Source organism: Clostridium sp. LXY-7 (assembly GCF_056172015.1).
In genome coordinates, this window is sequence record NZ_JBLLJL010000002.1 from 911,136 (window position 1) to 937,872 (window position 26,737).

27 protein-coding genes are annotated in these 26,737 nt (G+C 28.7%); 5 read left to right on the forward strand and 22 right to left on the reverse strand.

The genetic code is table 11. From position 1 onward, the window contains the following. Window positions 1-61 precede the first annotated feature (61 nt). Both ACI48Q_RS11440 and ACI48Q_RS11445 read right to left on the reverse strand, forming a co-directional pair. On the reverse strand, window positions 62-766 hold the full coding sequence (locus ACI48Q_RS11440) for a zinc dependent phospholipase C family protein (RefSeq protein ID WP_474919208.1): 705 nt from the start codon (window positions 764-766) through the stop codon (window positions 62-64). A 27-nt stretch (window positions 767-793) separates the two neighbouring features. After that, window positions 794-2,101, reverse strand: coding sequence for a hypothetical protein (locus tag ACI48Q_RS11445; RefSeq protein ID WP_474919209.1), 1,308 nt, complete (start codon window positions 2,099-2,101; stop codon window positions 794-796). 124 nt (window positions 2,102-2,225) lie between these two features. Between ACI48Q_RS11445 and spoVB the strand changes: the two genes are divergently transcribed. Beyond that, complete coding sequence (spoVB, locus tag ACI48Q_RS11450; protein WP_474919210.1) at window positions 2,226-3,731, forward strand: stage V sporulation protein B; 1,506 nt, start codon at window positions 2,226-2,228, stop codon at window positions 3,729-3,731. Window positions 3,732-3,799: 68 nt separating this feature from the next. Here the strand turns inward: spoVB and ACI48Q_RS11455 are convergent, their stop codons facing one another. From ACI48Q_RS11455 to ACI48Q_RS11510, 12 genes are all read right to left on the reverse strand, one after another. Then, window positions 3,800-5,422, reverse strand: coding sequence for a putative polysaccharide biosynthesis protein (locus ACI48Q_RS11455; RefSeq protein WP_474919211.1), 1,623 nt, complete (start codon window positions 5,420-5,422; stop codon window positions 3,800-3,802). Window positions 5,423-5,434: 12 nt separating this feature from the next. Next, window positions 5,435-6,388, reverse strand: a complete 954-nt coding sequence (locus tag ACI48Q_RS11460) for an RluA family pseudouridine synthase (RefSeq protein ID WP_474919212.1) — start codon at window positions 6,386-6,388, stop codon at window positions 5,435-5,437. Window positions 6,389-6,415: 27 nt separating this feature from the next. Then, window positions 6,416-7,597, reverse strand: coding sequence for a M20 metallopeptidase family protein (locus tag ACI48Q_RS11465; RefSeq protein WP_474919213.1), 1,182 nt, complete (start codon window positions 7,595-7,597; stop codon window positions 6,416-6,418). A 657-nt stretch (window positions 7,598-8,254) separates the two neighbouring features. Beyond that, window positions 8,255-8,392 (reverse strand): hypothetical protein, encoded by a 138-nt coding sequence (locus ACI48Q_RS11470; RefSeq protein ID WP_474919214.1) that lies wholly within the window; start codon window positions 8,390-8,392, stop codon window positions 8,255-8,257. A gap of 486 nt (window positions 8,393-8,878) precedes the next feature. Beyond that, window positions 8,879-9,646 (reverse strand): hypothetical protein, encoded by a 768-nt coding sequence (locus ACI48Q_RS11475; RefSeq protein WP_474919215.1) that lies wholly within the window; start codon window positions 9,644-9,646, stop codon window positions 8,879-8,881. Between the two features lie 973 nt (window positions 9,647-10,619). After that, window positions 10,620-10,817: a hypothetical protein gene (locus ACI48Q_RS11480; protein ID WP_474919216.1), complete on the reverse strand. Its 198-nt coding sequence runs from the start codon at window positions 10,815-10,817 to the stop codon at window positions 10,620-10,622. A 519-nt stretch (window positions 10,818-11,336) separates the two neighbouring features. Continuing rightward, window positions 11,337-11,528 carry a hypothetical protein gene (locus tag ACI48Q_RS11485; protein WP_474919217.1) on the reverse strand — a complete coding sequence of 64 codons (192 nt, stop codon included), beginning with the start codon at window positions 11,526-11,528 and terminating at the stop codon, window positions 11,337-11,339. Window positions 11,529-11,534: 6 nt separating this feature from the next. Continuing rightward, on the reverse strand, window positions 11,535-12,410 hold the full coding sequence (locus ACI48Q_RS11490; protein ID WP_474919218.1) for an alpha/beta hydrolase: 876 nt from the start codon (window positions 12,408-12,410) through the stop codon (window positions 11,535-11,537). Between the two features lie 402 nt (window positions 12,411-12,812). Then, the gene (locus tag ACI48Q_RS11495) at window positions 12,813-13,016 is read right to left on the reverse strand and encodes a hypothetical protein (protein WP_474919219.1); all 204 of its coding nucleotides are present in this window, start codon (window positions 13,014-13,016) and stop codon (window positions 12,813-12,815) included. A gap of 244 nt (window positions 13,017-13,260) precedes the next feature. Continuing rightward, complete coding sequence (locus tag ACI48Q_RS11500; protein ID WP_474919220.1) at window positions 13,261-13,485, reverse strand: hypothetical protein; 225 nt, start codon at window positions 13,483-13,485, stop codon at window positions 13,261-13,263. Between the two features lie 81 nt (window positions 13,486-13,566). Next, window positions 13,567-13,803, reverse strand: coding sequence for a hypothetical protein (locus ACI48Q_RS11505; protein WP_474919221.1), 237 nt, complete (start codon window positions 13,801-13,803; stop codon window positions 13,567-13,569). Between the two features lie 258 nt (window positions 13,804-14,061). Beyond that, complete coding sequence (locus tag ACI48Q_RS11510) at window positions 14,062-16,086, reverse strand: ATP-dependent helicase (RefSeq protein ID WP_474919527.1); 2,025 nt, start codon at window positions 16,084-16,086, stop codon at window positions 14,062-14,064. A 163-nt stretch (window positions 16,087-16,249) separates the two neighbouring features. Between ACI48Q_RS11510 and ACI48Q_RS11515 the strand changes: the two genes are divergently transcribed. Both ACI48Q_RS11515 and ACI48Q_RS11520 read left to right on the forward strand, forming a co-directional pair. Next, window positions 16,250-17,728, forward strand: coding sequence for a nicotinate phosphoribosyltransferase (locus tag ACI48Q_RS11515; RefSeq protein WP_474919222.1), 1,479 nt, complete (start codon window positions 16,250-16,252; stop codon window positions 17,726-17,728). Window positions 17,729-17,761: 33 nt separating this feature from the next. Beyond that, the gene (locus ACI48Q_RS11520) at window positions 17,762-18,094 is read left to right on the forward strand and encodes a hypothetical protein (RefSeq protein WP_474919223.1); all 333 of its coding nucleotides are present in this window, start codon (window positions 17,762-17,764) and stop codon (window positions 18,092-18,094) included. 83 nt (window positions 18,095-18,177) lie between these two features. On the opposite strand, the gene ACI48Q_RS11525 is transcribed toward ACI48Q_RS11520, so the two are convergent. The 3 genes from ACI48Q_RS11525 to ACI48Q_RS11535 all read right to left on the reverse strand — a co-directional run bounded on the left by ACI48Q_RS11525 (window position 18,178) and on the right by ACI48Q_RS11535 (window position 19,859). Further along, window positions 18,178-18,390 carry a hypothetical protein gene (locus tag ACI48Q_RS11525; RefSeq protein WP_474919224.1) on the reverse strand — a complete coding sequence of 71 codons (213 nt, stop codon included), beginning with the start codon at window positions 18,388-18,390 and terminating at the stop codon, window positions 18,178-18,180. 162 nt (window positions 18,391-18,552) lie between these two features. Further along, window positions 18,553-19,191: a lactate utilization protein gene (locus ACI48Q_RS11530; RefSeq protein WP_474919225.1), complete on the reverse strand. Its 639-nt coding sequence runs from the start codon at window positions 19,189-19,191 to the stop codon at window positions 18,553-18,555. A 38-nt stretch (window positions 19,192-19,229) separates the two neighbouring features. After that, complete coding sequence (locus tag ACI48Q_RS11535) at window positions 19,230-19,859, reverse strand: NUDIX hydrolase (RefSeq protein WP_474919226.1); 630 nt, start codon at window positions 19,857-19,859, stop codon at window positions 19,230-19,232. Between the two features lie 143 nt (window positions 19,860-20,002). Here ACI48Q_RS11535 and ACI48Q_RS11540 point away from each other — a divergent pair, with 143 nt between their 5' ends. Beyond that, on the forward strand, window positions 20,003-21,256 hold the full coding sequence (locus tag ACI48Q_RS11540) for a D-alanyl-D-alanine carboxypeptidase family protein (protein WP_474919528.1): 1,254 nt from the start codon (window positions 20,003-20,005) through the stop codon (window positions 21,254-21,256). A 35-nt stretch (window positions 21,257-21,291) separates the two neighbouring features. On the opposite strand, the gene ACI48Q_RS11545 is transcribed toward ACI48Q_RS11540, so the two are convergent. Further along, window positions 21,292-21,882 carry a protein kinase gene (locus tag ACI48Q_RS11545; protein WP_474919227.1) on the reverse strand — a complete coding sequence of 197 codons (591 nt, stop codon included), beginning with the start codon at window positions 21,880-21,882 and terminating at the stop codon, window positions 21,292-21,294. 55 nt (window positions 21,883-21,937) lie between these two features. Then, a complete protein-coding gene (locus ACI48Q_RS11550) occupies window positions 21,938-23,224 on the reverse strand; it encodes a DEAD/DEAH box helicase (protein ID WP_474919228.1) in 1,287 nt (428 codons plus the stop codon). A gap of 114 nt (window positions 23,225-23,338) precedes the next feature. Here ACI48Q_RS11550 and lexA point away from each other — a divergent pair, with 114 nt between their 5' ends. Continuing rightward, window positions 23,339-23,944, forward strand: coding sequence for a transcriptional repressor LexA (gene lexA, locus ACI48Q_RS11555; protein WP_474919229.1), 606 nt, complete (start codon window positions 23,339-23,341; stop codon window positions 23,942-23,944). 62 nt (window positions 23,945-24,006) lie between these two features. On the opposite strand, the gene ACI48Q_RS11560 is transcribed toward lexA, so the two are convergent. The 3 genes from ACI48Q_RS11560 to miaA form a co-directional block, all read right to left on the reverse strand. Further along, window positions 24,007-25,290, reverse strand: coding sequence for a methionine gamma-lyase family protein (locus tag ACI48Q_RS11560; RefSeq protein WP_474919230.1), 1,284 nt, complete (start codon window positions 25,288-25,290; stop codon window positions 24,007-24,009). A gap of 125 nt (window positions 25,291-25,415) precedes the next feature. Beyond that, window positions 25,416-25,664 (reverse strand): RNA chaperone Hfq, encoded by a 249-nt coding sequence (gene hfq, locus ACI48Q_RS11565; RefSeq protein ID WP_474919231.1) that lies wholly within the window; start codon window positions 25,662-25,664, stop codon window positions 25,416-25,418. Between the two features lie 56 nt (window positions 25,665-25,720). Continuing rightward, window positions 25,721-26,662: a tRNA (adenosine(37)-N6)-dimethylallyltransferase MiaA gene (miaA, locus tag ACI48Q_RS11570; protein ID WP_474919232.1), complete on the reverse strand. Its 942-nt coding sequence runs from the start codon at window positions 26,660-26,662 to the stop codon at window positions 25,721-25,723. Between the last annotated feature and the right edge of the window lie 75 nt (window positions 26,663-26,737).

Here is a 26,737-nt window from a genome sequence, read left to right on the forward strand (position 1 = left end):
TAAATTCTTTTTTTTAAAAAACAATAGCACTAATTATATGACATATTAGTGCTATTATATATTACACATTTTTACTTATTGTGCTCCTATAAAAATTTATTAGCAATCCTGCAGTAGTTTTACAGGCCCTTAATAAAATTACTTGTGAAATTTTGTCAAATCTTTCTTTTCTATCTTTAAGTCCACTAAAGCTCATTTCTGTTTTTACAGCAAATTTTGTATTCTCTACTATGAATTCTTTTAGTTCATCATAAATTACTAAATCATCAGAGCAATCAACCTTATATCCATTGACTATTTTGTCTATTATAAAACTTTCCAGTGGTCTATGTCTCCTTAAATTTTTCATAGCATGGGCTGGTACTGTTGTGTCTTGAACTAGATGACATGTAGCCCCCAATAAAAATAGTGCTTTTTCTAATTCTCCATTGTCTACATGAACTTTTGCTGAGTTATAATATTTTATTCCCTCTGCATAAGCATTAGAAAATCCATATAACCCTATGCCCTTTTCATGATGATAAAAATGATTAGCACTTTTAAAATCAGAATCTGCCCACTGTACTCCATTATTTAATATTAAAAGATTTTCTTTGTAAAAGTTATACTCATCAATATAGTTGTTTTTTAAAAGAATTTCTATAGCTTGTTCGTTTATATATTTATGAACTAAGCAATCCGTCCTTTTTATTTTTCTTTTTATAGGGCTAGCAACATTTATAACTTTTTTCATGGTGTTGCTATAAGTTTTTTCTACCTTCTTCATATGATTTCACCCGCGATTCAAAATAAGTTATTTAGCTTTATCCACTTTAAATATATTTATCACTATTATAGATAATATAAATGTTATCACAATTACTGCAAAACTTATATATAGACTATTTAAATTTATCGAGTTATTTTTGGTACCACTTAAGTTACTTTTTTCAACATTATATATGTGTCCTTTTTCTCCATCTAAAACATATAATTTATTATTTTTTATTGTCATAGCTGTAATTTTATTTTTCCCTGTTAATTTTAAAAATACACTTGGACCTTCTCCAACATTTCCATATAGAATATTATTATTCTTTAAATCATAAAAATACATGCAGTTTTTTTTCCCAGTAAATATTCCCTCTTTATCTATTATTAAACTTTTCAAGGTTCCTACATCACTATGTTGATATATAGGAGCAGGTGGATTTCTATCTGGGTGCTTCTTCATAAGAAAATTTTGAGTTTCACCATTTTCATTTTTGAATCTAGGAGCATTTATAGGATCTCCACCTGAGTAATCTGGGAAACCATACCATTGATTCTGTTTTATTTCATATATATAATCACTATCATTATATATAGGTCTACTTCCTCTATTTTCCATGCCGCCGACTGTTGTATAGATATTTCCTTCATTGGTAATATCTATACCTGTTATATTTCTTATTCCCCAAGCATAGGTTTCATAATCTCCTGTTTTAATATTATAGATTACTAATGATGAATTAGTTAAATTACTCTTTTTAATCATTTCTCCATTCTTATTAACTTCATTATAATTATAAAATTCCCCTGATTTATTTTCATTTACTATGATGTCATCAGCTACTATATCATGCCCATGAGTTTTTTCACTTATCCATTTATTATCTGCATCCACCACACCTGAATTAGTGACTGCTCCTATAGTGATAAACAAATATCCCCCATGAGCTTTTATTAACACCTCCTTATAATCCCCGAAATTTGGCAATCCATCAATACAGGTTCTTATTTCCTTACTATTAATATCAATGCTCATAACTTTATTATGCGATACAAAGTATATCTTATTCTCATATAATTCTATATCACTTATATTTATATTACTCTCTTTTATAAGCAAATACTGTTTAGCATTATCGGGAATGACTTCTATTTTATTTTTAAAAGCTACATATAAATTCTCCCCATCTCCCTGAAAGTCTATTGCTCCACTAATCCCCTTATAGACTAAATTTAATCTACCATTATCTATATAAAGATAGTCCTTATCTAATTGTTTTTTCCCCTTTATAAACAATATACAAATAATAGATAATCCTATTAAAATTACCCATCCTATTAATTTCTTCATAACTCTCCTCATTCTTCAATACTCTTAGTCTATGTATATTTTGTTTGTGTCAATTAAATTACTACTAGAATAATAATCTCTTCACTATCATAACTATTAATATAATACTTAGGAGGATGTTATTATGCCAAATGATACTTTTTATAGAGATACTATCGTACTAACTATTTCTAATCTTGCTATGGGAATTTTAAGATTTATGTTTTCTATAATACTCTCTAGACAACTTGGACCAGAAGGCGTTGGATTATATGGACTCATAATGCCTATCTTTGATTTATTTTGTTGTTTAGTTTGTGGTGGCCTTATCGCAGCCATATCTAAAGAAGTTTCTTCATATCACGGGTCAAGTAATCATGTAAATCTACATAAAACAATAAATACTTCAGTAATATTTATCATAATATGGTCAGTATTTATTTCTATAAGTGTTTTTTTACTTTCTCCATTGCTATCAAAATATATAATTAAAGATCCTCGAGCTCTATACTCTATTATGATAATTTCACCAGCTTTAATTTTTATTGCAATTTCTTCTATATATAAAGGGTATTTTTATGGAGTTTCCCAAGTTGTAACTCCCGCTATAATTGATATTGTTGAGAAAGCTGCTAGAATGATACTCCTTCTTGGCGTAATTTTTTTATTAAATTTAACCTCTATTGAGTCAACTGTAGCAGCTACCTATTTTTCTTTCACTGTGGGGGAAATTTTAAGTTTCATATTTTTATTCATATTTTATAAAAAAAGTAGTAGAAAACTTAAACCTACTTATAATGAAAAAATGGAAACATCTCCTCAACTCTTGTTCAACATACTAGTGATGTCTGTGCCTCTTGCTATTAATGGTTTTTTAACTACAGCTATTCAAGGAGTTTCAACTCTTATGATTCCTAGAAGGCTTATAGTTGCGGGGTTCAGTTATATTGGAGCTTTAGAGCTTATTGGTAAATTTAGTGGCATGGCCTTAACTATCGTATATTTTCCTGTGGTAATAGTCGCTTCCCTCTCAACAGTACTAATACCTGATATATCTAAAAAGCTTAGTAGAAGAGACTATGCAAATGTAGAAAACAGGGTAAACGAAGCTATTAAAATATGCTTTTTGCTCGGTATATCTACTATTCTAATTTGTACTATATGTCCTGATACTTTAGGAAAGTTATTTTTCAAGAGAGATGATCTTGGTGGATACATAAAATTAGCATCCCTATCTGCTCCCTTTATGTATTGTAGTGGATGTACTTACAGTATCCTTAATAGTCTTGGAAAGCAAAAGACTATTCTAATTAACTCAATACTGACTTCTATAATTCAACTAATATTAATATTTGTTTTAATAGGTATACCAAGTATTAACATTGTAGGCTATGGAATCTCTATGATCCTATCTTCTATTATTGGTTTAATTATAAATCTATATGAGATAGCTAAGGTTATCCATATAAATTTTCCAATTGGTCAAATAATAATAATGGCATTACTAATCGTATTGATAACTTTTGCACTAATCACTTTAAATAGAATTATTCCTTCTTCTTTACTAAGCATGAAGACCATTATAATTGTAATTGTGGCTTTTTCTTTAATTTTTATTGAACATTTTTTAAGTAAGATTAGCTACTCTTAAGACATAGGAACAAAAAATTTAAAAGCATCTAAAGCAAATTCTATTGCCTTAGATGCTTTTAACCTATGTTATTTTAATTTATTATATATTCCGCTAGGTATAAGTCTAACTATCTTTTTAGGAAGAGCATTTAGATCACTTCTTCTAATGCCCCCAATATAAACTAGACTTAATCCGTATAAAACTACTGAAACAACTACTGAAATTAATGAAGCAATTGCATTTAACATATATCCACTTAAAACTATTCCAAATAACTTTGAAAATAATGCATAACTCATTAATGTTCCAATTCCCATGATAGCGCTTGAGAACATAGGTTTTATACAATGAGTAATTATTTTTATATTCATATTTAAACATTGATTTATCAACCACTGGCTCAACAATACAATTATTAAGAAGTTAACAGCATTGCCAAAAATAGCTGCAATAACCCCAACTTTAGGAATTAAGTAGTAGTTTACTATCACTTTTGCTATAAGTCCAATAACAGAAAAAATTGTTACTAACTTCACTTTTCCAATACCCTGGAGTATGGAAGTCTGAACTAAAGATATAGCCGATAATATTAATACCCAGGAACCAAAACATAATAGCGGTGCTACAGCATCACTATATCCTATTAAGGTTAATACTGGATTTGCTAGAATTGAAAGTCCTATAGCACAAGGAACAGCAATAATCAATGTAACTCTATAGGTAGAATTAATACTATATTTTAAATTCTTTTTATCTTTTACAGCATTTATTCTAGATATTACTGGTAGAATAGATATAGCTAGTGAACCTATTAATGCCATGGGTACTGATATCAACGTATTATATTGAGCTAAATATCCCCAATTGGTATCTACAATAGCTTGTGCTAAACCACTATTAAGTAGCCTAGCCTTAACTATTTTTAAATCTACTATCATGCCAGCATTTTGAAGAGCAACACTTAAAGTTATTGGAATAGAATAATTAAATATGGACTTTACAATGCTTTTGTTGCTAAGTCTTTTAACATTTGCTCCATTACTTCTTTTAAACAATTCACCATGCTTATTTTTTTCATAAATAAAGATAAGGCAAGTAGCAGCTACTAAAGCCCCCACCAATGTTCCTATAGTCCCTCCAGCCACTCCATATTGCATGCCAAATCCAAAAAAAACATAGGCAAATACTAGACTGAAAATCACATTAAATATTTGCTCTAACACCTGTGATATGGCTGTTGGTGTCATATTCCCTATCCCTTGAAAATATCCTTTATATGCACATAAAATAGTAGTTATAAATATTCCTGGTGCCAACCATTTTATAGCTAAGGTTGATTCTATACTATTCATGGAAATACTTAAAGGTGTTGAAAGGAAAAACATTATAAGTGAAACAACAGCTCCAAATATAATAAGTATAAACCGTGCAATTTTAAAAGTTTTTAATGCATCTCTATAGTTTTCTAAAGCTATTAACTCTGAAACTATCTTTGCTATGGCTACTGGAATTCCAGCATTAGCTAACACATAAACATATGAAAAAATTGTATAAGCTGAATTATATATTCCTATACCTTCGTCACCTAATATCTGCCTTAAAAATGGAACATATAATATAGATAATACCTTTACAGCAATCATAGATACAGTCAAAATTGCAAAACCCTTCGCAACAGATTGCTGACCTAAATGCGAGTTATTTTTCATATTACCCCCCCATTAAAATTTAAATACATCATTCTTAATTTTCTTTAATACTGGTGGTAAAGACTCAGCAATGGTTTTGTTATTAACATAACTTAACTCTTCTAAATCCGATTTAATTATAACTTTATAAGCATATAAATATTGATAATTTAATCCATATCTATTTACAAAAAAGCTATTTAATTTTTTATCTCCATATTTAGAATCTCCAACTATTGGATTCCCTAGATGAGCTAAATGTGCTCTAAGCTGATGACTTCTACCTGTAAGTAGATTAATTTCTATCAACGAAAAAGTTCCACAACTCTCTAAAGATTTAACATCCATTGCTATCTCTTTGCTATTCTTAACTGGATTATCATAGATTCTTGAAACATTATTTTCTTCATTCTTTAGTATATAGCCCTTATATATGCCATCTTTTATCTTACCTTTTACTAAAGCCATATAGTATTTTTCTATATCTCTTTCTCTTATAGTCTCATTTAATATCTTAAGGTATTTAAAGTTCTTACCAAATATAACTATCCCAGAGGTATTCATATCCAATCTATTACAAGGAGCTGGTGTAAATGTAATCTCCTTTTCTGGTTCATAATCTCCTTTATCATATAAATAAGATAATACGTAATCTGTTAATGTGGGTTCTCCATTTTTACTATTACTATGAACTAAAACTCCTGGCCATTTTTCAACCATTAATATATTTTCATCTTCATAAGTTATTTTAAGTTTATTATCAATTCGTTGAAATTTTTTCTTTTCGCCACTTGTTTGTATGTATTTAATTGATATTATATCTCCTTCTTGAATCACATAATTTTCCTTAGTTTTTTTATCATTTACCTTTATGTCACCTTTTCTAAACCCTTTATAAATAGCACTTAATGGAACATCCTTTAAGAACTTTCTTAAGAACTTATCACATCTTTGCCCCGCTTCATTAACTCCAATTTCTATATTCATTATTTGTCCTCCAAAATCAATTATTCTTTAGTCATTTAAATATTGTATAGCAACCTCACAATGCAATGCAACTCCAATTTTAAGACACTCTTCATCTATGTCAAATAGTGAACTGTGCAATGGATGAATTATGCCTTTTTCTCTATTTCCACACCCCAGTTGATAAAAAACTGAAGGTTTTTCTAAAGAAAAATAAGAAAAACTTTCAACTCCCATAGTTGGTTCTTGTATTAGCATTACATTTTCATCTCCTAAAACTCCAACAGCTGTTTTGTATAAAAATTCAAACATATGGTCATCATTACGCACACAAGGATAACTTTCCTCAATTATTATTTCACAGCTACCCCTCATAAGCTTCACTTGACTTTCAACCATCTCTTTAAATCTTTTTACAATAAATTCTCTATCCTCTAAATGAAGAGTTCTGATTATTCCTGTCATCACTACTTCATCAGGAATAATATTTCCACCTACTCCTCCATTTATAGTTCCAAAGGTCACTACTCCAGGAGATGTAGGACACAATTCCCTACTTATTAAAGTTTGAATAACATTTATCACTTGAGCTGATATTGCTATTGGATCAACTCCTCTGTGAGGACTTGCTCCATGAGTTCCTTTTCCTCTTACAACTATTTTAAATGGATTTGAGGCAGCATAAGCCACACCTCTCTTTATTCCAATAGTGCCAGCTCTAAAGCTTTCATCTACATGACATCCTATTATAGCATCTACAGCAGGGTTCTTCAATGCCCCTTCTTCTATCATTAACTTAGCTCCTCCAGTAGTTTCTTCTGCAGGCTCAAAGATAAACTTTATATTTCCTCTGATATTCTTCTTATACTTATTTAAAAGCTTTGCTGCTCCTAGAACCATAGTCATATGAGCATCATGGCCGCAAGCATGCATTTTACCAATATGCTTCGAAGAATATAAGGTATCTTTCTTCTCTACTATTGGCAGTGCATCCATGTCTCCTCTAATTGCTATGGTCTTACTATTATCATCCTGAATATCTCCTCTAACAATTGCTACTACTCCCATTTTTGCACAAACACTATATTCTATTCCCTCATTTTGAAAATACTCCCTTATCTTTTGAGACGTTCTATGTAAATCATAATCCAATTCTGGATTTCTATGAAAATCTCTTCTCACTTGTATTAACTCTTCACTTATCTTACTTGCTTCATTAAAAAAATTCATTATTATCCTCCCATTCAAATAACCAATACACTATAAAAACTGAAATTAAAAATAGTTTTTAAGAGTAATTTAATACTATTTTCTCCTACTTCTATAACATCTGCTAACCCATAAGATAAATATATTCTTAAACTCCATAACTTTTACTCCGTGAAAATTCGATTTTACAGATCTTCATCCTAGATAAATCCTATATTTTCAGTTATACCAAGTTATTCAATTTTTAAACATTCCGTTTATTTTTTCTACAAATTATATTTTTATTTTCAGACTATATTATATATAATAAGGATTAGAAAATCTATAAAATAAGTATATACACTTTCATATTTGTTCACACTTTGTTTATTTTCCCCATAAAACACTCAAATTTCTTATATTTATAGGAGTAATTTTTAACCAATATTTTTATATAAAAATACTGTAGATTTTATTTATCATTTTATGTTATAATTTGTTTGTCCGATAAATAAATTATAACTCCGTTGTGTAAAAGGTATTTCTATTTATATAGATGCCTTTTTACTTATGCTTATAATTATGAAAAAAATAAGGTAGTCTAGTTATTTAGACTACCTTTGTTTATTATTTAAACTTATAAGTTAATTCTTTTGCTTCATCGATCCATTTACCACTGATTAAATTCTATATTTTCTTTTATTCTTCTGTTATAATCTCATCTAATCCCAGTGTATTTATATTATTAAACACATTAGAGTTCTTCATATTTTTCTTTAAATTATCTTCTATTTGTTTTATTCGTTCTCTTAATTTTAACTCATCTATTTTATCCATTCTAAATTCTTCTCCTTAATGAAACAATATTTCTATATATGCTTATGCGCATTTCTATAGAACCTTATTGTATAATTTACCTCTCACAAATTTATCACAAATAAATTAAATAAGATTAAAATATAGTCTTCTGACCTGCTGTAACTTTAAATAATCAAGTCTCTACTAGTTCTTCGCACAGATATCCTCAGGATATAGCTAAGAAAATTAAAATAGAAATAGGTAGAGCTAAAACTAGATCTATTTGAAAAAGCCTTATTTGTATTTCGTAATAATTTAATTCACTATCCAAGGATGAACCAAAGACCTAGGAAGATCTACTTAATATAATGCCTTGGTCTAAAGTACTTCCTACGGAAGTAAAAATTACAGTTGCTAAATAAATTTCAAACCCAGTAGAAGTTGTAGTTAGCCCTACTGGGTCTTATTTTATAACAATATTTATTTAAAATCTATACGTCCAAGCTTTGACGCTTACCTTATTTCTTAGTTAGACTCTTCACTTGATGTAACTTCTTGCGAGTTTTTAACCAAAATAATATATTGAAAATAATCCGTTGTTACCGATTCATTATCGTATGGATCAAAATAAGTACTACTTACCAAGTTACGTTCTAATGTTTTTGAATAAGGAGATTTCTTCCCATTAAGCTTAATTAATGAACTATCAGAATTAACATAATTTCCAATAATATTATTAGTATTGTAGATTGTATTAGTTGAATTGATTCCTTGATAAAAAAACTTGCAATTTTCGTATAATATATTTAATGCTAATATCCTTATTTCATTATCTTCGTTTAAAAGAGTAGCAAAAAATTTAAATTGATTTGAAGAGTCTTTTTCTTCATTATAATAATCTGACCCTAGATGTCCGAAATACCTTCCATCATTGAAATATTTAAATACTTTCTTTGTATATGTATGGCTATTTCCAAATTGACCAAAATATTTACCATTGTTAAAATATTTAAATACCTGTTTAAAATTGCTGTACATTATATTGTCTCTTTTATCATACAACATTTCAAAGACTTCATAAGGTGTTTTATTTATATCTTCAAATTTACTATTATAATAAGTATTGTATAAGGAATCTAAAACGCAGAAGAAATCTATAAGCTCTTCCTTATCCAGATTCTTATCATAATAACTTTTATAGTTATGCACTTCTTCGTGTAAATCTATAAGCAAATTCTTAATCACTAGATAATCAGAATTAGTAGCATGTATATTATTTTCAACTTTGTCCATATTATTCTTAATACTTACTAACTTTCAAAATTAATACATTTTATTTATTGAATTTAAATTTTCATTTTCATTTTCATAAATAGTAGGAACTTCCATCTATCTTAAGTGTAATATCTGCAATATTCAATAAATTGATATTATGTGTTATTAATATAATTATCTTTTTCTCTTTATATTTTAATAAAATTTCTTTTAACTCCTTTATCCCATCTTTATCTAAATCATATTTTTTATTAATTACCTGAATTTCGTACAAATATATTTTTTATATTTGTGAATAATTATCTGTTAATATTATTCACAATATTGCAGCAGTTTCCAATGATTTAGTCGAAGACTACTGAAATGATATGTAATTTTTAAAAATGATAACACTAAAAACATCTAAAATTTAATTTCTAATTTTAGATTAAAGATAATACCTGCCTTTCTTAATTTTTCTCTGGTAAGAAAATTATACTTCAAGTCTTGGTATTATCCATTATTCATTTTTTATAAACTATAATATGGAAATTACTAAAGTTTTGTTTGTACAAAACTTAGATAATTAGACTAAGTGTTATGGTTTTAGTAATAAGCGTGAATTTTATTACAATTTATATAATTAAAATTATATTGCCAATTAACATCATTACTACAATTAAATCATAGTTTTTATATATAGTTTCTATTAAATAGCTAAATAGTCGTATATAGTATTAATTTCCTTTTAAATTGTATGTATAATGATAATTCATCCAATTTTAATAAATATCTATTTTTGATTTATTAGCTATATAAAATATTTCTATATTTCATTATATTTTTCTTTATAATATGATGTAAACATATAGCAACTTAAGCAAATAAAAAAATAAGGTAGCCTATTAATTCAGACTACTTTTATTAATTTTTTTGCCTCATTAATTCATTTATTATTTACAAAATTAATGTAACCAAAAGTATAACTCAATTTTGAATTAATCTTTTATTATTAATTTTCAACATTCACTTTACTTAATATCTTATCTAATTCTCTACCAAAGTCAGCTATATATTCATCAGACGAAGCCATAAGATTAGCTAAACAACCTTCTCTTGTATAATTTATTATATTTTGGTTTCCTGCTTCAATAGCCACTTCAACATATTTAACTGCTTCATCCAATCTATATTTTTGATATTGCTCCAATGCAGAACTCCAGCTAGAAATATACAATAAATTCATTTTATACGTTTCTAGATCTTTTAATAGTAATTCTACCTTCGTTGATTTCTTTCTGAAATACTTGTGATAGTTCTTTCTTAACTTAGTTTGTATATATTGCTGTCATAAATTTTAAAAATAATCCTTGTTGAACTTTATCTACTTGAGTACTAAATTCACCTATAGCAAAGCTAGCTGCAGTTCCTCCTAATGCATTTATAGCATCCTAGCCATACTTATAGATTGCTATGTCTGTTGTTGATTACAGCTATTAATCGCATTAAAAGCATCTGCATACAGTTTATTAGCATCTATAGCTAGCACATTTATACAACTGCTTCCAATTAAACCAACACATAATCCCATTGAAATTAAAATTTTTTTGTTCTTTTCATGACATTTACTTCCCCAATATTATTTATAGAGTGTATTAACATTAATTTATTATAAATACAAATCAAGAAAAAATAGGTGCTACTAGAGAAACTAATCCCTAATTACCCCTTAGTATATACCCAGCGCTACTACTCTCTTAACCGTACTTATTATTTCTCTTTCAAATTTCTTTAGCATCCATTTAAATTCTTTATCTGATAAAGTTGTATTTAGATTGCTTATATTTATATCAACCAACTTATCAATATTTAATTTAGTATATAATGTCCCTGTACTATTATTTTCATTTCTAAATAACATGGAATCTTAAAAAATTATTTGATTTAATATTTTTAGACACTTAAATACTATATCTGGTCTGTCTAAATAAACTACATGTCCACTATTTTCACCAATTATAAATTCACCTTTATCTGAAAGTTTCGATAGTTCCATTTGTAGCTTACGCCATTCAGCTTCATATAGAATCGCTTCTTTTTCTGGAATACCACAATTAATCCAATACCTCTCGGCTATTTTATTATCTCTCGCTATTACTATAAGCGGAATATTAGGGAATTTTAAAATACTACTAATATCTTTACTATCCACCTCCCAATTTTTAAATTCATCTGCCATAGTTTTATAAAGTGTGGAACTTGTAAAAAATTCTTCCACATCATTTATTTCATTGTCTGATAAGTAATTTCTATACTCTAAAATCTCATTTTCATGTTTTAGTTCATCTTTTGATCTCTTTGAGGAATTAATACTCCATTCTATTCTCTTATCTATTTCGATATGAGAACTCAGAACAGGTGTATCAAGCGTATATAGTTGTTTAAAATTGTAAGAAGTAGAGTCAATGAGAATTATGCCTTTTAATTTATTAGGATACATCTTCGCATATTGCTGTACACATAGTCCACCAAAAGAATGTCCAATTAATATAAATTTATCCTTTATTCCGATTTCATTTAACAGACAATTAAGTTCTTCTGCTATATTTTTTGTTGTTCGGGAATTATTTGATGATTGACTTTTTCCGTAACCTGCTCTATGGTACAAAACAACAGTAAAATCTTCTTCTATTCTTTGTATAAAAGGATACCAACTATAAAATGAGCTACCTATACCTGTCGCTATCACAATTACAGTCTTTCCTTGACCAACAATTTTATATTCTAGATCTAACACTTGCATAATTGCCTCCATTTGCTATTTTATAATCTAAATTACACATTTTACAATACCAATATGAGAAATCTACAATTAGGAACGTTATATTCCATATATAATTTTATCTAAATACCTCTATAGAAAAAAGAGAAAGAATCTTTATGTATTGTTTTTTATATAACAAAAGCTACCATCCATCATAGTAATAGTATCCTTTAATTTATACTCTTGATACTTAACTTTTTTGAATTATAGTAGTATAAGGGTTGAATATTTAACGATATTTAGTTTTAAGTAGCTGAGTATTTGACTATATTTAGTTCTTATTAATTCAAATTTCAAGTAGTTAGTTTGCCGACTAGCTACTTATTTTTTTGTTTTCTTAATTTAATAGAGTACTATAGCAATCAGATATCACTACATCCCTTATTCTTTTCCAATCACTAGAGCTATAAAATTCCTGATATTTCTTTTGTTCTTTATCTTTTCTTCTTCTCTTACTATATTCTTTATATCGTTCCTTCTGCTCTGCATTTGCTCCCATCCATTTTGATTTTTATCACAGTAGATAACTCCATCCTTTAATATCTTATTACAACTTACTCTAGAGCATTTCTTTAACATTGCCATAACACTCACCTGCCTATAAGCATAATAAAAGAGTAGATAATGACTATCTACTCTTTTACCATTCAATATGCTTTTTTTGTTTCTGGAAGCCTTTTAATATCTTCTGTGTTATCTAATATTTGTTTAATATCTTCTATTTCTTTTAGTGATAACACTCTAGATAATGTATTATCTCATATTCTACAGAAATAACAAAACACTTTCTAAATATTACATATACCCCTAAAACAGTCTATAAATAAAACTAATGTATACCCGAGATCTCTTCTTCTACATCCTCAAATTCTTCTAGACTACTTATATTAGCAGTGTTTAGTACAATTCTCGGATTACTACTTATTTCAGCATAGCAATTACCTTTACTTTTTTCATCTTCATCTTTATTGCACTGTTCAATAAACTCTTTCACTGTCATGTCTTTTCTCTGTAATATATACTCATCACCATTGTTCATAATTACTTTTAACATATAAACTTACACCTCTTTCAGTATATTTTACTTATATATTTTCCATTTACTATACAAACTAGACATAAAAAAGGCTGTACGCTAGGCACAACCCTTTAAATTTATCTTATTCAATCCATTCCAGAGATGAAATATGATTAGTATGTACATAGCAAAATATACCATCGACCGTAAAATCCAAAAGCAATTTTTAGCCTGTCTAATCTTCCCAGCACTTATGGGCATTACTGTTTCAGTAAAACATCTATCTTTTACGCAATTTATATCCTCGTCTACAATATATTCTTTTCCTTTATCCATTATTATTTTAGTTTTCATAACCTCATTTCTCCTTTATAAATTAATTTTGAACACTAACAACACACAAATATATTAAACTTTAAGAAGAGACAGTTTAATCTCTAATCCGCATCTTATTAAGCTATTGCAAAACTCTAAATAAAAAAGAGTGTATATAACAACACTTCAATATAGTCATATTAAATTCATTTTAGTCATAAAAATATTCCATCCCTTCTCTACCTTTTTTGTAGTGAGAATGAATGGAATATTATTTTCCTTTTATTCAAAAGTTCATTACTTGGCCATTGGTGTAATAAGAGAATTTTGAAGCAGGATAGATAAGTCAAATCTTCTCTCTATGTCTCCTGGAAATAATAATGTAATACTATTCCCTCCTACTTCTATAACATCTGCTAACCCATAAGTTTTATGTATAACCTTATTTCCCTTTTCAATTCCATTGTTTTCTGCAACAATCTCTTCTATATTGCATTCATTTAAAAATATAGACTTATTTTTTTTATCTCCTCTGATAAATTTAGGACTTAAAAAGGTTATGTTATCAATAGCTCTAGTTACCCCCACATAAAATACTCTTCTTTCTTCTTCTATATTCATTTTATTGTTATGTTCATAGGGTATATTTCCGTCTACTAGGTTTATGATAAATATATTTTTAAACTCCATACCCTTTACTCCGTGTATTGTGCTCAATGTTACTCTATTTTCATCTTTTATATTCTTACTTTTCTTCGTTTCATCCTCTACTTTACTTACATGCTCTAAAAAATCACTTATGGATTTATGTTCCAACACACTTTCTCTAAATTCTTGTATAATATTCTCTAAATCTTCTATATTAAAGCCGTATTTCCTTCCATACTCCATTAAATATTCACGATACCCTAAATCATGAATTACAAAATCTACTGCAGTACATAGAGACATTTTATTAAGGGAGTTTATATCTCTTTCTAATTTTTCAATATTTTTTATTTGAAATATTGGAAGGTTTTTTAAATCTCTTAATCTCATAAAACAATTTTTAATCCCAATACCTTCTCCTTTTAGATTCTCGAGATTATTCTTACTTATATATCTATAGGGTTTATTTATAATTCTATGGAAATCCTCCGTATTAAATGGATAAAGACTTAATCTTAGATAGCTAAGCAAGTCCTTACAAATAAAATGAGAGAAAAAATTGTACTCCTTGTCTAGTAATCTGAAGGGGATATTTTTCTTAATAAAACTATCAATTAAACTTCTGCTCTCCACATTGGTTCTATATAATATAGCAAAATCTTCATATGAATATTCAGTTGCTTTTACCATTTTTTCTATATGTTCTGAAATAAAGCTTCCTTGCTGATTTTCATTAGTGGCTAATGCTAAAGTTATCTGTCCATCTGCACTTTTACTAGCAACTATCTCTTTACTTGTTCTTAATTCATTATTTTTAATACAGTTCATAGATAATTTTACAATGTTATTATTGCATCTATAGTTGGTTGATAAATATATTATACTTCCATGTTGAAAAACCTTGCTGAAATTAACCATATATTTAGGATTAGCGCCTCTGAAACTATAAATACATTGATCTTCATCCCCTACAGCAAATATACTATTATTACATTTTAATAGCTTTAATATCTCTATTTGAATATCATCACAATCTTGAAACTCATCTACTAAGATATGTTTAAAAATTCCTCTATAATAGGATAGTATCTTTGAATTTTTTATTAGTAATTCTTTACATCTTATTTGAAGATCATCAAAATCCAATAAATTTTTTTCATTTTTATATTGTTCATAAAATTTATAGCAGTTTTTTAATAATTCTATATCTATAGAAATTTCCCTATTCTCAATGTTTAAATTACAGCTCTTATATAGGGAAATACAATTTAAATACTCATTAATTCTATCATCACTTACATCTTCCATATAAGTTTTTAAAAAATTTTTAACTACCTTATAGCTCTCATTCGTTTCAATAAGCTTAATTTCCCTATAATAAGACAGTAAAATTTTGTAACATAGACCATGGAAAGTTCCGAAAAAAGGTATGACCTTTTCCTTAGAAATATGTAAAAATCTTTCTTTCATGTTGTTTGCAGCACTCTTGGTAAAGGTTAATACTATAATATTTTTAGGTGATACACCACCATATTTAATTAAATAGTAAATTCTATTCACAATAACAACAGTTTTTCCTGATCCTGGACCAGCACTTACTAAGACATCTTCCCCCTTCCAGACTACAGCATTATGCTGCTCACTACTTAAATGTGTAAATTCCTCATGCCTCATATACAAATTTATTCCTTCTCTATACTTTAATTAAAATATTGCCATATTATTTATTATTATACTATAGTAATCATTGTTTTAGTATGATAATATATATAAAGATAAGTAGTTGAATTTATATTTAAATTCAGAATTTTCGCTTTTAAATGTAAGGAGAGCTAAGATGAGTATGACAAGTAAATTTGATGTGAAAAATAGAAGAAACCTTACCATGTTAGTTGACTTTTATGAACTAACTATGGCTAACGGTTACTTAAATAATAATGTTGAAAGCACCATTGCATATTTTGACATGTTTTTCAGAAGAGTTCCTGATGGTGGCGGTTATTGTATAATGGCTGGCGTTCAACAATTAATTGAATACCTTACTAATTTAGAATTCACTGATGAAGATATAGAATATCTACGTAATAAAGATATATTTAGTAAAGAATTTTTAAATTATCTAGAGAACTTTAAGTTCACCTGTGATGTATGGGCAATACCGGAAGGTACTCCAGTTTTTCCAGGAGAACCTCTAATTACAGTAAGAGGACCTATTATGCAAGCCCAATTTATCGAAACTATGATTCTCTTAACAATAAACCATCAAACCTTAATTGCTACAAAGGCTGCTAGAATTTGTGAGGCTGCTGATGGAAGATCAGTTATGGAGTTTGGTTCAAGAAGAGCTCAAGGATATGATGGAGCGGTTTATGGAGCAAGAGCAGCTATCATTGGCGGATGCAGTTCGACTGCTTGTACTATTGCTGATGAGATGTTCCAAATTCCTGTAACAGGAACTATGGCTCACTCTTGGATACAGCTTTTTGATACTGAATATGAAGCTTTTAAAGCTTGGGCTAACATTTATCCTGATAACACAGTATTACTAGTTGATACTTACAATGTTCTAAAATCAGGAGTACCTAATGCAATAAGAGTTTTTGATGAAGTATTAAAGCCTTTATGCAAAAGGCCGAAGGCTATTAGAATTGACAGTGGTGATATCGCTTATTTGTCAAAGGAAGTTAGAAAGATGCTAGATGCTGCTGGATATGAAGATGTTAAGATTACTATATCTAATTCACTAGATGAGTTCATCATTAAAGCAGTGTTAGAAAATGGAGCTAAAATTGATAGCTTTGGTGTAGGCGAAAGATTAATAACTGCTCGTAGTGAACCTGTATTTGGTGGAGTCTATAAATTAGTAGCTATAGAAAAAAATAATACCTTGATACCTAAGATTAAAATTAGTGAAAATGTTGAAAAAATCACTAATCCAGGTTTTAAATCTCTGTATAGAATCTATGATAAATCTACAAAGAAAGCTATGGCAGATTTAATAGCCTTACATGATGAGAATTTTGATGAAACTAAACCTTTAGATCTGTTCGATCCAAACTTTACATGGAAGAGAAAGAAACTAAAGGCCTATACTATAAAAAATTTAATGGTGAAAATTTTTGAAGAAGGAAATTTAACATATACTAGCCCTTCTGTTATGGAGATAAGAGAATATAGTTTAAAAGAAAGGGAAAATCTTTGGACAGAAGTTAAAAGATTACAAAACCCTCACAAGTACTATATAGATTTATCAAAAAATTTATGGAATCTGAAACAATCTCTACTTCATGATTATTCTTCTACCTTTGAAGAGTAATCCGCAATGTAATTGTTAAATAGGAGTAATACTATGCACAGTATGAAGATAAGAATTTCTAACAATGCTTATAATTATTTTATTAAGCTTTTACAATTTCATGATGAGTATGACTGTATTCACATAACTAAAAGTAACGGTGGATGTAGAGGCAACTCTTTAGATGTTTACTTAGATAATATTAAAGACCATTGGGTCTCTAATAAAGTTGATAACTTAATCATATGTTATGATGAAGATATTTCTAATAATTATTCTCATATCACTATTATTTTAAAAGAGAATAAAATTTATATAAAGGCAATCAATGAAAACATATTACCTATTAATCTTGTAAAAGGTTGTTGTTCTAAAAAACAGTCTTAATAATAAATATAAATCCCACCGTTAATACTAATGGTGGGATTTTTACTTTAAAGGCATGTTTGCTTATTATCTTAATTTAGTACCTATACATAATTTTCTTTATATATGATAGAAAGTGGTGATGTTTTATCATCTCTAAAACACTCATAGTCATAAATGCTTTTTATTTTTATATTACTACATTTTGCCTCTACAAAGGGGCATTTACTTTCATTTTCTTTCCAATTATATAAGGCACATTCCTTAAAGCACTCTATCTCCTCTTCGTAAGTAGTTAAAAAGGGACACTTATACATTATACCACCCCATTTATATGAAAACTTTATTACATTATAATGCATAAGACTAATAAAATAAAGACCTTTTTCGAAATATTAAATATTTTTTAACTATTTTAAATTAACCAAATATTTTTAATGGTGGTTCTACTGATTTATTCATAAAATGTAAACACTTCATTATATGCCTAGATGTTCTCCAACCATTATAACGCTAAAATCGCTATACATTGGTTTTTTCTTTATGAAGCTATAAACTCTACAAATCCTATCTTTACTATTACATTCCACACAAAATCCCTCTTTAGTACAAGGATTATTGATTTTTAATCTATTATTATTTTTAGGGCATGTGCTTAATTTTAATTTTTCTATCCCCTGTTTCTCATCTTTTACTATCTTATTTATACCAATTACCATAATGACCTTTTTAGGCCCAAATGTCATTGCAGCTACCCTATTGCCTGCTCCATCTATATTTATCAAAGTACCATCTAAAGTAACTGCATTAGAACTACATAGATACACATCACTTAATAATTGTTCTCTCATGCTGTTTATCTTTTCTTCAATAGCAGAATTCTCTTCGTGTAGTATTAAAGTTCCACCTTTTTCCATAATATCCTTGGTCATATCTAAACTTGCAATAGTTTCTGACCCTCCAATTCCAACAGTAGTACCTACATTTATATGATACATTATAAAATTTCTTGCTTCCTCTTTCGTCTCAACATATATACTGTGAAATCCATTGTTGTTGAGATTCTTAACTACCTTTTCTGCAAGAGGAATATCATGCCATCTATTTATATTACCCATATTATCCCCTAACCCCTTTAAATTTTAGATTTAAAATATTATATGATATCATGTGTTTCTTTTATGATAGTAATAAAAGATTTAATAACCTGAGCTGTTATTCCCCAAATAACATAGCTATTGTAAACATAAAAATACTCTTTTATATGTCCTTTTGAAAATTTATATTCTTTTCCCATTTTAAGCAAATGAAAAGGAAAACCATCATGATTTGTAGGACCAATTTCCATATTATAAAGTAGTGGTTCATTATGAATAAAAAAACTTAGTGGAACTTTAAATATATGATCTACCTCATCTTTGTTTTCCACTATTTCTTCACCTTCTAATCTAGCTACAAACACATAGATCTTCATTCCATAGGGAGTTATTAGATAATCGCTCTCTCCAACATAATCAATTGCTTCTCTGGATACATTAAGTTCTTCCATTACCTCTCTAATTGCACCTTCTTTTGGTGATTCAAAATCTTCAATTTTTCCTCCTGGCAAACAGATCTCCCCTGGTTGATGTCTTAATTTATCAGCTCTTACTTCAAATATTATATATGGTACATCATCTATATATTCAATTAAAATCATTACCGCAGTTCTTTTTAATTTTTCTATAGGCTTAGATACTCTATCCTTAAAAATACGAATAAATTCTTTTTTTAAAATATTTCTCACCTCTTTATCTTTTTATTATATGTCTATAGCATACCATAAATTTATGGTAAATACTTTCTTTCCATGGTTATACTTGTTGAATTATTTAGTAGATGTTATACTTAAAGAACAAAATTACCTACAAAAATAGAGAAAGTGGAGCGATGACTGTGAAGAAAAAATGTTTACCTATTTTACTATTGACAATTTTACTATGTAATGTATTTTTTTCTACATATGCACTAGCTAATACTGCACCTAATGTAGTTGGAACTTCGGCTATTGCTATAGACTTAGATACTAATGAAATTATTTATGCCAAAGACCCTGAGGAAAAACGTCAACCTGCTAGTATTACAAAATTAATGACTGCCTTACTATTAGCAGAAAATAAAAAAGCTGAGGATCTTCTTACATATCCTGCAGAAGCCTTAAATCAGGAGCCTTACTCCTATGGACTAAATGTTCATCCAGTAAATCCTGGAGATACCTTTTCAGGAAGAAATGCCATGGACATATTGTTACTATATTCTGGTAATGACATTGCATACACCATTGCAAAGGAAGTTGGAGGTTCAGAAGATAATTTTATTAAAATGATGAATGCAAAGGCGAAAGAATTAGGTATGAATAATACTAATTTTGTTACAACTAATGGTCTGGATGACAATACTGATGATCATTATACTACTGTCTATGATTTAGCACTTCTTATAAAGGCAGCCTATAATAATCCATGGATTAAGGAAACTATGGCTAAAAAAACTTCCCAGGTAAATTCCACTAATGGTCCTGTAGCTGTTATTGAAAATAGAAATAAATTAATAGGAGTAGATGGCAATGTAGCTGGTAAAACTGGATACACTACTAAAGCTGGTAGATGTCTAGCTTCCATCTATAACAGAAATAACCGCAATATAGCAGTTATAGTCTTGAACTCAGAGTATAATTTCCCAGTGGATACTCAAATTTTTGAGGATATAAAAGTGTTAGCAGATTATAGTTTTAGTGCTTCCAAAGTGCCTATTAAAACTAAAAATGAAGAGTTACATTCTGTGAATTTAGAATATAAAGTACTACCCTTTATTGGACCTAAGAAAAGCCTTAAACTACCTTTAACACTTCACGAGGATATTACAGCATATGATACTAATCTAACACCAGAATTTAAATATGATGTGAATTCAATAAGCTCATGGTCATTAAGTAAAAACAAATCTGTAGGTAAAGTTACTATGAACTTAAAGAATTCTTCTAATGAATTTCTTTTATACCCAACTATGTCAACCATGGATTTAATAAAAGAAAACATCATTTACTACATTATATGTATTATAGTGATTATACTTATAATAAGTCTAATATGTATCTTTACTCTAAAGTTAAAAAGAAAACGTAGAAAAAAATTATTTAGATAGAAAATAAGAAAGAATAAACCATTGTAAAAAATGGTTTATTCTTTTATTCCACCTTGAATATACATTTTAAAATTCTTCTTCCAATTCCTATATAATTCTTCATCCATATCCTTTAAGTAGAAAAAGAATTCTCCAATTTTCCCTCTCTTAAATATCCCTTTCATCAAATGTCTTGGATAATATACTACCTTATCATAATTATTCTTAGGGTCTATTACCTTAAGGGAGAAATCTGGCTGAACATATAAATCCTTACATCTTATATCTAATTTCTTATAACGAAGCTTTCTAAAATCATCAATTAGTGCAACTAAATTTTCTACAAGTGCTCTATTTAAGTTATTATGTCTTAAATATTTATCTAATCGAATTCCATCCACATATTCTCTTATTACATAAAAATCCCCATAGGAAAATATTTTAGGAAAAGACGAACATTTTTTAGAAGCTATTAGTATTTCTCTCTCTTTTTCACATACTTTTTTATCATTAAAAATCTTTATTATAGTACTTTTGTCAATCCTATATACTACACCATTATTACCTTTTCCTAAGTACTCAGCACTTCTTATAACTTCTTCAATTTCTTCACTTAAGTATATGGCATTGGTAAAATGTCTAGACATACTTCCTCCTAAATAAAGTTTTGTAGTAAATTATATGCGATATACTAGAAAGTTATTATTTCTTTTTAACATTATTACTTTTTCTACTATTTTTATTGCTCGATGAAGTCTTAGTATTTTTTTTACCTGCACCACTTTTTTTTGATATCCCAGTATTTTTTGTTACAATAGATTTTTTTGAAGCAGCAGGTGTCTTTACAACACTTTTCACCTCTACCACTCTCCCTTGAGAAAGGGTTCTTTCACTTATATTTATATTAAGTTTATTCATATATCCATTGAGAGTTTTTAGTTCACTAGGGGCTACAATAGATATTACTGTACCTTTGCCATCACCTCTTGCTGCTCTTCCACTTCTATGTAAATACACATTTACGTCTTCTGGTAAATCAATGTTAAATATATAGGATACTCCTTGTATATCTAATCCTCTGCTAGATAGGTCAGAAGAAATTAATAAATTTATTTTTCCCAGTTTAAAATCGCTCATGGTTTTTCTTCTCTCATTTTTTATAAAGCTTCCATGAATACCATCAACCTTTAAGTCATGAAATTTCAACTTTTCTGTCAATGCTTCTATTTCATGAGTTGTATTAATAAAACCAATGGCCTTTTTAGGATTTAAAGATGCCATAAGCTTTCTTAATACTAAAACCTTATCTCTCTTTTCACAAACTATGTATAGATGTGTTAAATTAGGATTTACTTTTACCTCATCGCTACATCTTACAATTTCAGCTTCTTTCATCAGTGCTTTTGCAGAACTAATGCACTCCTCTGTTAATGTTGCTGAAAACATAAGTACCTGTCTATCTCTTAGTGTAGTTTTTATAACAGCTTTAACACTTTCTATATTGTTTTCCTCTAGCAATTTATCACACTCATCTACAACTATGGTTTTCACTGTATGAGCAGAGATTTTTTTCAATTTTATAAGCTCTAGAATTCTGCCTGAAGATCCTATTACAAATTGAGGTTTCTCCTTTAATTTCTCTACCTGTCTTTTTATGTTAATATCTCCCATAATAACTGCAGACGTCAATGGAAGCTCTGACTTAACTGCTAATTCCTTTATAACCTCATTAACCTGTAGAGCTAACTCATGGGTAGGCACTAATATAATAAATTGATTTTCTCTTTTCTCATAGTTAACCTTTTCTATTAGTGGTAAAATATATGCCAATGTTTTTCCACTTCCTGTATGGCTCTCTACCATCAAATCTATACCTTCTAATATCTGTGGAATGGCTTTTTCTTGAACCATTCTAGGTGATTCTATATTCATATCTTTCAATGCCACTATTAAATTTTCATTTACATTTAAATCTTTAAAATTTGCCATATTATCATCTCCAATTATACTGAATATTTGTGTAAAATATAGTTAAAATACAGAACATAAGTTTGATATTTAATTTTTACTATGCTATAATCTAATGGAATGAGAGGTGTTTTCATGATTGAACTAAAAAGTAAACAACTAGAAATATACGAATTCATAAAACAACAAGTTGCTATTAAAGGATATCCACCTTCTGTAAGAGAAATATGTGAAGCTGTAAACCTAAGTTCAACCTCAACTGTTCATGGTCATCTTTCACGACTTGAGAAGAAAGGTTTAATAAGAAGAGATCCAACAAAACCTAGAGCAATAGAGCTTCTACTTGAATCTCCAATAAAAAAGGAAATGATAGATATTCCTATTATTGGCAAAGTCACTGCTGGAGTTCCAATACTTGCTCAAGAATATATCGAAGACTATTTAACTCTTCCTATTAGTTTTGTAAAAAGTAATAAAGAACTATACATACTTAAGGTATCTGGTGAAAGTATGATTGAGGCAGGAATATATGATGGTGACTTAGCTATCATAGAAAAGACTTCCTCTTGTACAAATGGTGATATAATTGTTGCATTAATTGATAATGATGCTACAATTAAAAGATTTTTCAAGGAAAGTGGATATATAAGACTTCAACCTGAAAATTCTTCTATGAATCCTATAATAGTTAAAGATTGTACCATATTAGGTAAACTAGTTGGAATCTATCGACAATATTAAGAAGCTTATAAAGCTTCTTAATATTTTTTTATTTTGTAGGTACATTCAAAAATAACTAGTTATTATTTCATTATTTTAGAAAGTGCTATAAGTACTCCCGTCTTTCCATGTTCAAAGGTAAGTCCCCCTTGAAGATATGCAATATAAGGTTCTCTTATTGGTGCATCTGCTGATAATTCGATGGATGATCCTTGTATAAACGCTCCTGCAGCCATGATAACCTGATCTTTATATCCTGGCATATCCCATGGTTCACATTGAACAAAAGAATCAATTGGGGAGCCAGCTTGTATACCCTTACAAAAATTAATAACCTTTTCCTTATCTCCGAATTTTACTGCTTGAATTATATCACTTCTTTTATCATTGTACTTAGGAAGTACTTCAAAGCCTGCCAATTCCATTACTCTAGCACAGAATATTGAGGTCTTAACTGCTTCCATGGCTACATGCGGCGCTAAAAATAGTCCCTGATATAGAGTTCTCATAACTCCAAAAGTAGAGCCACACTCCCCGCCAATGCCTGGAATTGTAAGCCTATAGGCAGCTTGAGTTACATACTTTTCTTTTCCTGCAATATATCCCCCAGTAGGTGCTATCCCTCCCCCAATATTTTTAATTAATGAACCTGCTACTATGTCCGCTCCTACATCAGTAGGCTCTATAGTTTGTATGAATTCTCCATAACAGTTATCCACAAAACATATGATTTCACTATTAAAAGCTTTTACTGCACTAATAATAGGCTCTATTTCCTCAACTAGAAGAGACTTTCTCCATCCATAGCCTGTAGATCTTTGAATATGTACTAACTTTATGGTACTATCATTTTTAAGTACCTCTAAAACCTCTTCAAGGTTAACTTTTCCTTCATCTGTTAATTCTATTTGTTTATATTTAACTCCATATTCCCTTAATGATCCTATATTTTCTTCTCCACTGATGCCTATTATGCTATGAAGAGTATCATAAGGGGTTCCACAAACACTAACCATGGTATCTCCAGGTCTTAAATTTCCCAAAAGAGCCGCACCTATAGCATGAGTTCCATTTACAAAATGTGGTCTAACCAGTGCCGACTCTGTATTAAATATTCTAGCAAAAACTAAATCCAGTGAATCTCTACCTACATCACCATAGCCATAACCGCTAGAATTGGTAAAGTGCATATCACTAATTCTTTCCTTCTGCAATGCATTCAATACTTTCAATTGATTATATTCCCTAATATCATCAAGTTTTTCAAACTCACTTTTAATATCTTTCATTGCTATATCTGAAAGTTCAAATAAATTCTCAGGTATATTAAAGTTATTAATTAAATATTCTTTAGTTATATCTATCACAAAAATCTCTCCTTAAACATAAATTGACATAATAATACTATCATAGCTACTATGAATAATCAAACAATATAACTATGTTTAAAAATATAATAGACTAGAACCTAATGCCCTAGTCTATTAAATAATTATTCTTCTTTAGCTCCATCTACTAAATTACTAAATAATATCATTTTTGCTGGAGTGATAGTAGATATAGCGTGTTTATATATTAGCATTTGTTTCCCATCACTATTCAAAATCACCGTAAAATTATCAAATCCAGTTACCATCCCTTTTATTTGAAAGCCATTAGTCAAATGTATTGTCACACCTATTTTGTTTTTTCTAGCACCATTTAAAAATATGTCTTGTAAATTATTTGCAGTTTTACTCATTCCCATACCTCCAAAGTTATAAAATATTGATTATGTAGATTATACCATTTAAGAAATTACTTTGAGTCCTTTCTTTCTTTATAATGATCTATTATAAATCTAGTTACCTCTTTATCATCTCTAAAGTTATCTTTATCTACCCAAACTACTCTAGGATCTTTTCTAAACCAAGTAAGTTGTCTTTTAGCATAATTCCTACTAAATTGTTTAATCAAATCTACGGCCTTTTCTAAAGAGATTTCTCCATCTAAATAAGATAAGATTTCCTTATAGCCAATCCCCTTCATAGACTGCATATCACAAGTATATCCTTCTTTTTGCAAACTTATAACCTCTTCTAGTAAACCTTTTTCGAGCATTATATCTACTCTTTTATTAATTCTAGAATATAACTCTTCCCTATTCATATTTAACACATAATAAAATACATTATAAGGTATATTATAAACATCTTCATCCTTTGAAAAACTTGAAAATGGTTTTCCACTGACTTTGTATACTTCTAATGCCCTAATTACTCTTTTTAAATTATTAGAAGGTATTCTTTCACAACTTAATGGATCTACTTCTCTAAGTAGTCCGTAAATATAGTCTTTCCCCTTCTCTTCAGCAAGCTGAGCTAGGTAATCTCTATATCCTTCGTCTCTATCAGTACCAGCAAAACTATAATTATATATAAGAGAATTAATATATAGTCCAGTACCTCCTACTACCATTGGTAGATTTCCTCTTTCATCTATCTTCTCTATTTCACTCTTAGCTCTTTCACTAAAGGCTGCTACGCTAAATTCTTCACTTGGATCTAGAAAATCAATGAGATGGTGCTCTATTCCTCTCATTTCATCAATTCCAATTTTTGCTGATCCAATATCCATTTTTTTATATATTTGCATAGAATCAGCTGAAATAATTTCTCCCTTTAATTCTTGAGCTATATTAATAGATATTTCTGTTTTCCCTACAGCTGTAGGTCCTGCTAATATAAATAAATTTTTCATATACTTTCCTCTAACATTATCTCAGCCATTTAAAAAAATATCTAGTATCTTTCCTATCTATATTTCTTAAAGGCT